The sequence below is a fragment of the Onishia taeanensis genome (assembly GCF_013349955.1).
GTDB classification, from domain to species: Bacteria; Pseudomonadota; Gammaproteobacteria; order Pseudomonadales; family Halomonadaceae; genus Onishia; species Onishia taeanensis_B.
Genome location: NZ_JABVXC010000009.1, coordinates 88484 through 101173 on the forward strand (window position 1 = coordinate 88484; position 12690 = coordinate 101173).

8 protein-coding genes and 1 pseudogene are annotated in these 12690 nt (G+C 58.2%); 5 read left to right on the forward strand and 4 right to left on the reverse strand.

The window, feature by feature from the left end; translation table 11 throughout:
• Positions 1 to 45 precede the first annotated feature (45 nt).
• From HUS66_RS11650 to HUS66_RS11660, 3 genes are all read right to left on the reverse strand, one after another.
• Positions 46 to 1011, reverse strand: a complete 966-nt coding sequence (locus HUS66_RS11650; protein ID WP_175071079.1) for a universal stress protein — start codon at positions 1009 to 1011, stop codon at positions 46 to 48.
• Positions 1008 to 2663, reverse strand: coding sequence for a cation:proton antiporter (locus HUS66_RS11655; RefSeq protein WP_254628804.1), 1656 nt, complete (start codon positions 2661 to 2663; stop codon positions 1008 to 1010). Before HUS66_RS11655 ends, HUS66_RS11650 begins: the two co-directional genes overlap by 4 nt.
• A 768-nt stretch (positions 2664 to 3431) precedes the next feature.
• Positions 3432 to 3962, reverse strand: a complete 531-nt coding sequence (locus tag HUS66_RS11660; RefSeq protein ID WP_175071080.1) for an outer membrane beta-barrel protein — start codon at positions 3960 to 3962, stop codon at positions 3432 to 3434.
• Positions 3963 to 4162: 200 nt separating this feature from the next.
• Here HUS66_RS11660 and HUS66_RS18125 point away from each other — a divergent pair.
• A pseudogene (locus HUS66_RS18125) lies at positions 4163 to 4355 on the forward strand (IS1380 family transposase); the annotation flags it as partial.
• A gap of 501 nt (positions 4356 to 4856) precedes the next feature.
• On the opposite strand, the gene HUS66_RS11665 reads toward HUS66_RS18125, so the two are convergent.
• A complete protein-coding gene (locus tag HUS66_RS11665; RefSeq protein ID WP_282848726.1) occupies positions 4857 to 5531 on the reverse strand; it encodes a metallophosphoesterase in 675 nt (224 codons plus the stop codon).
• A gap of 388 nt (positions 5532 to 5919) precedes the next feature.
• On the opposite strand from HUS66_RS11665, the gene HUS66_RS11670 reads away from it, so the two are divergent.
• The 4 genes from HUS66_RS11670 (at position 5920) to putP (ending at position 12416) form a co-directional block, all read left to right on the forward strand.
• Positions 5920 to 6294, forward strand: a complete 375-nt coding sequence (locus HUS66_RS11670; RefSeq protein WP_175071081.1) for a hypothetical protein — start codon at positions 5920 to 5922, stop codon at positions 6292 to 6294.
• Between the two features lie 80 nt (positions 6295 to 6374).
• Entirely contained in the window at positions 6375 to 7175 is an 801-nt protein-coding gene (locus HUS66_RS11675; RefSeq protein ID WP_175071082.1) for a helix-turn-helix domain-containing protein, read from the forward strand.
• A gap of 258 nt (positions 7176 to 7433) precedes the next feature.
• A complete protein-coding gene (gene putA, locus HUS66_RS11680) occupies positions 7434 to 10625 on the forward strand; it encodes a bifunctional proline dehydrogenase/L-glutamate gamma-semialdehyde dehydrogenase PutA (RefSeq protein ID WP_175071083.1) in 3192 nt (1063 codons plus the stop codon).
• Between the two features lie 300 nt (positions 10626 to 10925).
• On the forward strand, positions 10926 to 12416 hold the full coding sequence (gene putP / locus HUS66_RS11685; RefSeq protein ID WP_175071084.1) for a sodium/proline symporter PutP: 1491 nt from the start codon (positions 10926 to 10928) through the stop codon (positions 12414 to 12416).
• Positions 12417 to 12690: the final 274 nt, after the last annotated feature.

Sequence of the window (12690 nt, forward strand, 5' to 3'; positions counted from 1 at the left end):
CGCTTTTCCATCGGGGGGTGACACTTGGATTGGATCAGGCTTTGGTCACGTCAGGGTGACCGGTGAGACGAAGCCCTGCGGCTTCAGCGCCAGCACCGAACACTTCAGTTGATAGAGCACCGCCTCAGCCGTGTTGCCGATGATGAAGCCAGGAATCCCGGTCCTGACCACCGTTCCCATTACCACCAGGTCCGCCTCCAGCCTATCGACCAGTTGAGGAAGCTGCTTGCGTGCCTGCCCCATGGGCATGTGGACCCGGGGAGACAGGTACTCATGGGTTTCCAGACCGATGCGCTCACGAAGCCGATGCGACAGTCTGTCCATCCCGGCCTTGTGACGATGATACTCACCCTCCAGCAAGTGTCGCTCCATCTTGTCAGGATCGTTGGACCAGATGCTCACGAAACCGGCTTCGGGCGCATCCCAGGCATGCACAAGATGAAGCTCAGCGAACTCCGACAGTGCCAGAGAGCTAGCAACATCCAAGATGCTATCGTTCAGCGCTTGTTCTTCGGGTTCGGCTTGATAAACGTCGATATCGACGGCCGCGACGATGCGCCGATAGCTGGTCGTTTCCTCTGGCTTCATCAGCCAGACCGGACAAGGACACTTGCGCATCAGGTGCATGTCATCGCTGCCAAACAGCAACCGGCTCCATTCCGGATTTTCCGCCGTCTTGATCACGAGATCATGGTGATCCCGTAAGACGGCACGAATGACCTCGATGAATGTGATCCCGGTCAGCAACGCGATATGCCAGTCGGCCTTGTCGATATAGGGAGCGATCAGCGACTCGATCAAGGCCCGGCGCTCTGCTGTCACTGCGTCCCTGAACTCGTGTGCTGATGGCTCCCCAGGCGCCAGGGACAGGTCCAGCATCTCCTCGGGGATGACGTTGATGAGGGTCAGCGTCGCCTGGTTGTTCTCAGCCAGAGAAAACGCCCGGGCAAGCCCCGTCTCTTGAGTGACCGCAGGGTCGATGACATAGAGAATGTTCCTGAAACCTTTCATGCGCTCTTCCCTCCTCGAGGTTCGGCCGTCATCAGCCGGATGGCTGCTTCCCTTGCGGCGTCTGCGTAGGGCACTAGCATCAGATCCACGCCACCTTGCTCGAATCTTTGGGCATCCCGAATATGGGAAACGGCGATCGCAACCTTGCCCGTGAAGCCCTGCTGACGAAGGCCGTGCAAGAGCATGCGGTTGATCGCGGAGTCCCTCAGGGTGCTGACCACCCAGCTCGCCTGGTGCAGCGGCAAGGTCGCCAGAAACTCCGGATCCTCGGCATCTCCGTAGCAAACCCGGTAATGATCGCGGGCATGTTGCTGAACGGCAGTGGGGTCGAAGTCCACCGCCAGCAGGCGACAGCCTCGCGCTCTGAGCTCTGCCGCAAGAGCCGCGCCGTAGCGCCCCAACCCGACCAGCAGGACATCCACTTCATTATTGTCCTCCTCCAGGCTGTCGAGTTCCCGATGCGCCACCCGGCGTTCGAAGGTCGACAGCCGCGGCGCTAGCCACTCGTAGAGAACATGCGAGTAGAGAATCATGTAAGTGGATACGCTAATGGTGATCAGACCCACGAGGGTGATCAGACCCACCGTCTCTTCCTGCAGGTGCCCTAGCGCCAGGCCCATCGCCGCCAGGATCAGAGAGAACTCACTGATCTGAGCCACCGTGAGGCCGGCGAGAAAGCCCGTACGCTTGCGATAGCCCATATAGCCCATGATAGCCATGACGATCAGCGGATTGCCGATCAGCACGAAGAGGGAAAGGGTTATCGAGGCACCGAGCTGTGCGCCAAGCATCCCGAGGTCCAGGGTCGCCCCCAACTCGATGAAGAAGAACAGCAGCAGGAAATCGCGAAGGCTCACCAGACGAGAGGCCACCTGTTCACGGTAAGGGGTCGAGGCGATGGACACCCCGGCGAGGAAGGCCCCCACCTCCTTACTGAAACCGAGGGCCTCGCCACTCATCGCACCGATGACCGCCCAAGCGATGGCGAAGAGCATCAGCAGCTCCGAAGAATGGGCCAGCCGATGGAGAAGCCTCGGCAGGACGTAGCGCATCAGCAGGGCCAGCCCCACCAGCATGGCGGCCCCCGTTAGCAGAACCCTCAGGGCCTCCCAGCCCATGTTGACGTCTCCGCCGGCCTGCCCGTAGGCGGTCAGGCCGATCATCACCAGAACCACCACAATGTCCTGCACGATCAAGAAGCCGACCGCAATCCGCCCGTGCAGAGCATCCACCTCCCGTTTATCGGATAGCAGCTTCACGATGATGATGGTGCTAGAGAATGTTAGAGCAACGGCCACATAGAGAGCGGTCACCGGCGACATGCCGAGCCAAAGGGCGATGACATAGCCCAGCGCCGAGGTGAAGACCACCTGCCCCAGGCCAGAGGCGAGCGCCACCGGCCCCACGGTGCGAATGATATGCAGGTCGAGCTTGAGCCCCACTACGAACAGCAGTAGCGCGATGCCGAGCCGGGCAAACAGCTCGATCTCAGTGCGCTGATCTACAAGGCTTAGGCCAGAGGGCCCGAGCAGGATGCCCACGCCAATGAAGGCGACGATCAAAGGCTGGCGCAGCCACTGCGCAAGCACACCTCCCAATACGGCGAGGCCGAGGACCATCCCGATCTGGGCAAATACGCTCTCTAGCATCATGGCCACCTGCGCAGCGGATTAAAGCCAATGCTGATCGTGCCGGTGCCTCATGACAGGCCTTGATCTGCACTCAAAAATACAATGTAGCCCGACGGGCAGGGTTTGGCGTGGTGGTCACGAAATACCATGGACACGAAAAGTGGCGACGCACTAGCTGAGAAAGTGGGCGTATCGGGTAACACGAGTATTCGACCCAGCCCGTCGCATTCGCTCAGTGTGGCCGCCTTACCGGCTAGAGGACTGAGCGCAGGGGAACGAGTGAGGCGCCATAAACACCAACGCCTCGGCACATGGCCAGGGCGTAGTAGTGGTAGCAGGCTAGGGAGTCGAACCTGGTATCTCTGGATTATGAGCCCAGCGATTTGCCGTCTGCCCCGCCTGCGTCAAAGCGAAATGCCCCGCCGAGAGGCCGGCGTAACACTCGCCTAGCTACACACAAGCCACTCAAGAGTGGATATTGTCCAGCGCTAAGGCAGCTCTCTTTGGAAGGTCTCGGCCAAGAGTTGGCTTTAAGACGACGCTGATATAACGCTTGAGCCATCGGGCGTCGTAAGGACGTGTTGATTTAAAGATAAATGATGTGAGCTTACTTATGGAAGTACTGGATCAATGACTGCCAACTACATTGCGTGACAAGGCGACAGTAAAAGTTTCCCAGAACCCGACGCCGGAAATGGCAGGTGCTGATTTCAGATGTCACTCTTGTCCGGTGATATGAGAGGAAGGGGAAGGCAACTTCCCCTCCTATACGGTGCGTGACCGAGCAGTTTAGAACTTGAACAATGCACCGATGGAAAACAGATCAATGTCATTGTCAATATCATACCACTCCCACTCACCGACAATACCGAGCTGGTCAGTGAACATATATTGACCGCCGAGGCCATACATGAGGTCAGTGCCATCGTCGTCAGTACCGGATGCAGCACCGCCCCCTTTAACATCCCACATAATCGTGCCGAACTTGCCGAAGACGCCGAACTGCTCGTTGAGTGGCAGAATGCCTTTCGCGGCGAGTGTCCAGCCGTCCGCTTCGGCGCTGACTGCCGAACCGCCTACGGATCCACTGATCTCACCAAAATCTACCCAGGCGGCCTCGAAGGCGATATTCGAATTCATCTCCCAACCGCCGAAGATCTTCCAGCTGGTATCATTATCGTCGCAACTGGTTACACCATCACACGCATCGATAGTTGCCTGCCCGATGCCTGCTCCACCATAAAAGCCATTCTCTGCGAGAGCATTGCCCGTCAGACCCAGCGTCAAAAAAATAGAACCAATGATTTTCGTTTTGTTCATGACCTGCTCCTAATAGCAGCCCCGCAAGAATCATCCGGACAAACCATTTATACCTGCTGTGCAACAGCATAGTGTAATTCGATTTACCTTCCCCTGTACCTGAATCCGGGAGACCGCCCCTGGAATGCATCTAACTCCCTGGCCTGCATAGTAATATAGTGGATATCGCCATTCGCCCAGACGGTACTATTCGGCGGCTCTTTCAGATCACCGGTGTCGACAGCATCGATAGCCGCTTCCCCACCACCTGTGCATGCGCACCAGCGACGTGGTCAAGAGCTACCTGAGCCTGCTGTGTCTGAGCATGAGCGACTATGGCGCTATCCTTCCGCCGCGACAAGCCCTTCCAGCAACTGCTGCCCCCTGCAAAAGGTGCCGAGCACGGCGACGCTTTGACAGCCAGGCGCACCTAGCGCTTCTGTAACAACAGCGGCTGGCCTTTGCCGGCATGTCAGCTTCGGGTCGGAAGCTGACAACTGCTGACTATCGCGGACACATCCACGAGAAAATGCAAATGAAAGGTAGCTTGATATGAATTGGCTGACCACTGAGCAGCATCCTTGCGCCATCGGGAATTCGTCCAGCCTAGCGGGCTAACCCCTGGCTGTTACAAGAACTAATAGTGATTGGTAGTCCAGATCGTGAGAAATGATTTATGCTTCTCTATCAAAATCACCGCAGCCCAATCGGCCTTCGCTGCATCATTGATTGACTGCCCCTGCGGACGAGCCCTGTCGCCATTATCGGCAGTCACCCTAGGGGCCAGGCATAGGGGCCAGCATTCATTGCGACCTGTTCCCGCCCTTCCCATTCGATAGGATTTTACACAACAAGCCGCTCTGGCTCATGCGGGGTTTGCGGACCAATAATGTCGGCGTATGGGTTGACGCCAGTTCACGTCACCACCTCCCGCGCCTCGATCACTGTCAGGCGGCCGGTCATAAAGGCGCCGGTGTCGATATAGTGAACATTGCCAAGGGTGGTCAGGGCACTAACGATGCTGTGCCCGACCACGACGGCATCGATACCGTCGACGGGTGTTGTGTCCCCTGCCTTGATGCGCGAACGGCGCCAAACAAGCCGCTCGTGGCCGGCGTCGTTGTCTTCAAGCTCGAGACGTGACCAGTCGTCAGGCGGTTCGGCATGCACGATGCCGATACGCTTACCGGCGACGCTGACTTCTCGGGCGTAGGGCAGATGGCGCATGGCCTCCTTGAGCACCATCTTCACCTCGTTGAGGTCTTCCCTCTGCACCCAGCTGCCGCCGTTGACCATCCACAACTCGCGTTTTCGCCACTCCTCCCCGGCGGTGCTGAACAGGGCATCGTAGGCCAGCATCTCGTGATTGCCGCGCACGCCGAAAAACCAGGGTTCGAACGGCAAAGACAGGCAATCTAACGATTGTGCACCTCGATCGATCAGGTCCCCTACGCTGAATAAGCGATCCCGGTCTCTGTCGAATGCCACGCTGGCCATGGCTTTCATCAGCAGGTCGTACTGGCCATGAATATCGCCAACAAAGAAGTCGCGGCCTTGTGTATTGGCGTCATGCTGCTCAAGAAAGCTCACGGCTCCGACTCCTTCTGACCTGCCCACATCGGCTACTGGGCAAGAATGGCACTATTCACCACCCCTTCTCTACCGAGTAACGCAGGAGACCGAGGGCAGATTCTTGATCAGGTAACGCAAGCCCTGTGGGGGTAGCCTGCGCCCTCTGCTCTCCTGCTCCTGCTCCTGCTCCTGCTCCTCTACTATAGGGCCGCCGAGCCATGGTAAGGTACAGTCAGGTTTGGGCACTGCCGGCAAGGACTTGCGTAATGCCGGGTAGAGCCGCAAGTGATAGTGACAGACAGCCCACCAACAGGGGCCGGTAAATGCTCTATAACCCGCATACCTGCCTTAGCCGCTTCACATCGCCCAGTATCTGATTGTCTTTTCCTACCTGTGAGTCTCTCGCATGACTACCTTTCTGCTGATCTTTGCTGTTTGCTTCCTGGTCATCGGCAGCATGGTCGGTGTCATGATGCTAACGCGCACGCCGCGCTACCGAACGGAGGCGCATGATCTCATTGCGCTCTTCGACAAGGCGCTCAGCGGCACTCTCAGCGAAACGGAATGGCATACCGTGATTGGCTATCCGGTGCGTCATGATGAATTCCTCGAAGGTGTTCGCCGCCGCGCCCAGCATCTGATGGATGAGCACGGTCGCCCCTGGCAGGCCGCTCAGGGTGGGTCGCTGTTTTCCCGAAGTGGGCGCGAAGACCTTCAGGCGCTACGCGACCACCTCGCTTCCAGAACGGCGCTACGCGAGACACGCGAGCGCCCACAGTAAGGCTCAGGCCGCTGTCTTTCGATTTGCAGCGGCGTACAATGGCCGCCTATCTGGTTTAATGTGCCGGGAGAGGCAAACCAATGCCCAGCGCCCTTCATCTTTTCCCGCTCGATACCACGACCAAACACCATGATCATGACTACCATCAGATCGTGATTGGGGTGGATGGTAATGCCGAGTTCGAGATCGAAGGCTTGGGAGGGTCGATTGCCCCTCTCTCGGGATGCATCGTGCCGGCCAATCACGTGCATTACTACGAAGGGGTGGGAATCAATCGCCACCTGATCATGAACCTGCCATCCGACGCTTTCCCCCTGGCAGGCCAGCACCATGAGTTTGCGAGGCTGTTCGACGCGCCACTGTTCTTCTCGTTGGATGCATCGCTCACCCGCTACCTCGACTTCCTGGTGCAAGAACTCAGCCATAGGGTAGACGGGGCGCCACAGCCGCTGGTGCATCACGAACTGATGGCGACCACCTTTCTATCCTGCCTGAGCGTGCGCCTGCAGCCTGCTCAAGAAGTGCCCAACGGGCAACAGCGCATCAACCTGGCCTCGTTGGACCGCTATATTCAGCAGCATTTGTCACAACGTCTCAGCGTTGCCGATTTGGCAAGATATGCCTGCTTGAGTGAGGCCCATTTCACGGACTGCTTTCGCCAGCAGGCAGGCGTAACTCCTTATCAATATCTGCTGAATAAGCGCCTGCGCACGGTCCAGCATCTACTCCTTTCAACGCGGCTCCCCTTGTCGGAAATTGCTGATCAGACTGGCTTTTCTTCACAAAGCTCGCTGTCACACGCCTTCCGCCGCAGCTTCGGCCACCCCCCCAGCGCCTTGCGTCGGCCTACGCAGCCAACCATTCTTAAGAACGCTCGTTAAGACGTTACCCAAAAGTCTAAATACTGACTTACTCTCGTCATCTTTCCGGTTTTTTGACAAATCAAGCCGGGAAATTCGCAAGACGCAAGCCGCGAGCATCACTACATTCATCCAGTCATGAAACGACGACGGGCAGTTCGCGCCTGCCCTGACGTTTCCTGGGCCACGCTTCACCAGCCGGGTTCCTGCCACCGCCGCAGGCCACTGACGTCATGTCGGCAATGTCGCCCGGTCACGCATTGTCATGGGGTATTCATAATGCTAGATGCTAACAACATGCTGGATAGCACCATTTGGAAGCAGGACCTGGATACGCTGTTTGCCCGTATCAGCGATCATTACGTCGTGGATGAAGAAACCTTCGTAGGTGAACTCGTCGACTTCCTGTCCGCCGACGAAGCAGAATTCAAGCGGACAGCAAACCAGGCGGCCGAACTGGTGCGCGAAGTCCGGGAAATGGATACAGCAGTAGATTCCATCGATGAGCTGCTCCAACAGTACAGCCTGGATACCAATGAAGGCCTGATGTTGATGTGCCTCGCCGAGGCCATGCTGCGCATTCCGGATAAGGCCACTGCAGACGCCCTGATCGAAGACAAGCTTGGCCCGGCAGACTGGAAGGCCCACGTCGGCAAGAGTGAGTCGTGGTTCGTCAATGCCTCAACCTGGGGCCTTTTGATGACCGGTCGCGTCATCAACCTGGACAAGCCCAAAGAAGGCAAGCCCGCCCACTTCATCAATAAGCTCGTCAATCGCATGGGGGAGCCGGTCATTCGTCGCGCCATGTACGAAGCGATGAAGATCATGGGCAAGCAGTTCGTGCTCGGCCGCGACATCGAAGAGGCACTCAAGCGCTCCAAGCCGCTTTTCGATAAAGGCTATACCTACTCCTACGACATGCTCGGTGAGGCGGCTCGGACTCGCGAAGACGCCAAGCGCTATTTCGATTCCTATGCCGACGCCATCAAGAGTGTGGGCAAGACCAGCAAGAACCTGTCGTCCAAGACACCCTCACCGTCGATTTCCATCAAGCTCTCGGCGCTGCATCCGCGCTATGAATTCGGCCGTCGCGAGCAGATCCTCGAAGAGCTGGTCGGCACCGTGTGCGAACTGGCGGCAATGGCCCGCGATCGCGATGTGGCCATGACCATCGACGCCGAAGAAGTCGATCGCCTGGAGCTGTCGCTGGAAGTCTTCCGCGCCGTCTATGAAAGCGATACCTGCCGTGGCTGGGGCCACTTCGGGCTGGTCGTACAGGCGTACGCCAAGCGTGCCCTGCCGGTGCTGCATTACATCAATCGCCTGGCCGACCAGCAGGGCGACGAAATCCCGATGCGACTGGTCAAGGGCGCCTACTGGGATACCGAAGTCAAGGAATGCCAGCAGATCGGCGTCGATGGCTATCCGGTCTATACCCGCAAAGCCAGCACTGATGTTGCCTACCTGGTCTGTGCCAACTTCCTGCTGTCGGAAAGCACCCGCGGACGCATCTTCCCGCAGTTCGCGACCCATAACGCGCATACCATCAGCACCATTCTTGAACTGGCCAACAACGCCGGCCGGCCCTTCGAGTTCCAGCGCCTGCACGGCATGGGCGAGGCGCTCTACGACGCGGCCCTCAAGCGTGCACCACAAGGCACTTACTGCCGTATCTATGCGCCGGTAGGGGCGCACAAGGATCTATTGCCTTATCTGGTTCGCCGACTGCTCGAGAACGGGGCCAACTCCTCCTTCGTTCACCAGCTGGTGGACCCGCGTGTCCCGGTCGAGTCGCTTTGTGTGCACCCGGTAGAGACGCTCAAGCAGTACAAGACTTACGCGAACAACCGAATTCCTTTGCCCAAGGATATCTATGGCCCTAACCGCGTGAACTCGAAGGGAGTGAACTTGAACATCAATAGCCAGTACCAGCCGCTCATGGATGAGATGGCGACATTCATGGACAAGGAGTACACCGCTAAACCGCTCCTGGCCTTCGATGTTGCCGATGACAGCAGTGCTCGCCATGACGTCCTCTGCCCGTTCGACCGCAAGGTCAAGGTGGGCAGCGTGCAGTGGACCAGCAAGGAACAGGCGTCCAAGGCCGTGGATGCCGCCTGGGCTGCCTTCCCGCGTTGGGAGAACACCCCAGTTGCCGAGCGTGCCGCCATCATTCGCCGCCTGGGCGACCTGATGGAAGAAAACCTCGCCGAGCTGATGGCGCTGTGCTCCCGCGAAGGTGGCAAACTGTTGACCGATGGCGTCGACGAGATCCGCGAGGCGGTCGACTTCTGCCGCTACTACGCGACCCGTGCCGAAGAGCTGTTCGGGGGTGCCACCACCCTGCCGGGCCCCACCGGGGAATCCAACGAGCTGATGCTGTCCGGCAAGGGCGTGTTTGCCGCCATCAGCCCCTGGAACTTCCCGATCGCCATCTTCTGCGGTCAGGTCGTTGCCGCAGCCGTTGCAGGCAACCCGGTACTGGCCAAGCCGGCCGAACAAACCTCGCTGGCAGCCAACCGCGTTATCGAACTGCTCTTTGAAGCCGGCATGCCGCGAGACGTCGTGCAGCTGCTGCCGGGCGATGGTCCCACCGTGGGCAGCGTGCTCAGCGGCGATCCGCGCATCACTGGGGTGGTCTTCACCGGCGGCACCGACACCGCGCAGATCATCAACCGTGCGCTGGCCGCCCGTGAAGGCGCCGCGCTGCCGACACTGATCGCTGAAACCGGTGGCATGAACGCCATGATCGTCGACTCCACCGCCCTGCCCGAGCAAGTCGTGGCCGATGTCGTGCAGTCCGCCTTCCAGAGCGCCGGTCAGCGTTGCTCCGCGCTACGCGTGCTTTACCTTCAGGAAGACGTGGCCGACCGGGTCATCGAGATCCTCAAGGGCGCCATGGCCGAACTGCATGTAGGCGATCCGCGCAATCTGGGTACCGATGTTGGCCCGGTAATCGATGAAGATGCACGCAAGGGCCTGATGGCGCATATCGAGAAGCTAAAGGGTGAAGGCCGCCTGGTCGCCGAAACCAAGCTCGATCCTACGCATACCGCCGAGGGCACTTTCGTCGCACCGGTCGCCTTCGAGATCGACAGCATCGATGCCCTGGAGCGTGAACAATTCGGCCCGATCCTGCATATCGTTCGCTATAAGGCCAGCGAGATTGACAAGGTGGTTCAATCCATTAACGATCGCCGCTACGGCCTGACCTTTGGTGTGCATAGCCGCAATGAATCTTTCGCCGAAGAAATCGCGCAGAAGATTCGGGTAGGCAATGTATACGTAAATCGTAATATCATAGGCGCCGTAGTCGGCGTTCAGCCCTTTGGTGGTCAGGGGCTTTCGGGCACCGGTCCTAAGGCAGGTGGACCGAACTATCTGTTGCGTTTCGCCACAGAGAAGACGCTGACCATCAATACCGCCGCACTCGGCGGCAACGCGTCGCTACTCGCGATGGGTGATGAATAACCCGGATTGAGTAGTCTGCCATGCGGGGTGATGACACCCCGCATAGCGGAAACGTACGAAAAGGCCTTGTCGATCGTCTATAAATGAAGCAGGGCCCTTTCGGCGTTGGACAACAATAACTGCAGAAGGACGACGCAACATGATGGAAAAAACCTAGCCCCCGGCTTTACCTTCGCGCTCTACCTGAAGCAGGTGAAGAGAAAAGCGTTACAAAAACAATGCGTGCGACTACCGGATTCTGTACGGTAAACGCACTAACCGGTCGGAACGAGTTCCGTCATAATAAATTGGAGATGTTCCATGGCTATTGGTGTTTGGATCAGCCTATTTGCTTACTTTGCGCTCATGGTTGCCATCGGCATTTATGCGATGCGCAAAGCCACGTCTTCGTCTGAAGACTACATGCTGGGTGGACGATCTCTCAGTCCGAAGGTGGCGGCGCTATCAGCCGGTGCGTCGGACATGAGCGGTTGGTTGCTTCTGGGGCTACCCGGTGCACTGTTTGCATCGGGTCTGGGCTCAGCTTGGATCGGTATCGGCCTGCTCGTTGGTGCGTTCTTCAACTGGACGCTGGTCGCACCCCGCCTTCGTGAACAGACAGTTCACTATGGCAACGCGATTACCATTCCGTCTTTCCTGGCCAACCGGTTTCCGACTCGGGCGCTGTCGCTGAGGACGGTATCCGCTATCGTCATCGTGATTTTCTTCGCGGTTTATACAGCATCAGGCCTGGTAGCAGGCGGCAAGCTGTTTGAAAGCGCGTTTTCCGGGATCTTCAACTTCGGCGGCTTGAGCGACTACGCGGTAGGTATCGTCATCACCTTGGGCGTGGTACTTGCCTACACGGTGGTCGGCGGCTTCCTGGCCGTGAGCATGACGGACTTCGTGCAAGGCTGCATCATGATGCTGGCCCTGGTGATCATGCCGGCGGTTGTGCTCTTTGGCGAAGGCGGCGGCGGTTTCGCCCAAGCCTCTCAGACCCTCAATGAGGTCGATCCGACCCTGCTCTCCTGGACCAACGGGCTGACCTTTATCGGCTGGCTGTCCGCGGTTACCTGGGGTCTCGGGTATTTCGGCCAGCCGCACATCATCGTGCGTTTCATGGCGATCCGCACGCTGAAGGAAGTGCCCGTTGCCCGTAACATCGGCATGGGTTGGATGGCTATTTCCCTGATCGGGGCGGTATCCCTGGGTATTTTCGGCCGCGCTTATGCGGTTCGCAACGGCCTGAACATTGAAGACCCGGAAACCATCTTCATTGTGCTGTCTAACCTGCTGTTCCACCCGCTGATCACTGGCTTCCTCTATGCGGCGCTGCTGGCGGCGATCATGAGCACCATCTCCAGTCAGTTGCTGGTGTCCTCCTCCTCGCTGACCGAGGACTTCTATCGCCTGTTCCTGCGCAAGGAAGCCAGCGACCGTGAGTGTGTGAACATTGGTCGTATCTGCGTGGTACTGGTTGGCCTGGTTGCTGCCGTCATTGCCTCCGACCCGAACTCTCAGGTTCTGGGGCTGGTCAGTAACGCCTGGGCAGGTTTTGGTTCGGCGTTTGGTCCTTTGATCATCCTGTCGCTGATGTGGCAGCGTACTAACGGCGCTGGCGCCATTGCGGGCATGGTGGTAGGTGCCCTCACCGTCATTATCTGGATTTCCCTGGGCTGGAATGGCTCGTTCATGGGTGGCCCGGGTATCTACGAGATCATTCCTGGCTTCATCGCTTCCATGATTGCCATTGTGGTGGTGAGCAGCGTTACCGCTGATGCCGGCGAATACCAGCACATCACTCGCTAACCGGGTGCGCATGATGCACTCAACGTAGCGAAGGCTGTAGTAAAAAGCGTCGTGAAAGGGCTCCTCAGGGAGCCCTTTTTATTACCCCCTGACCCTGGCCATTTGCCCCCAACAGGTGGCCACTCGCCTCTACCGCCCCCTCCTCAATTTGCGCTTTTTGGCTAATAAAAGCCCAAGCCGGTACCCAATAACTGGCGAGCTTGCAGGCAGCCAAGGTCATTTATTGAGGTGTCGTCATACCCATTGATCAACTGGTCTGCCACAGCATATGCCT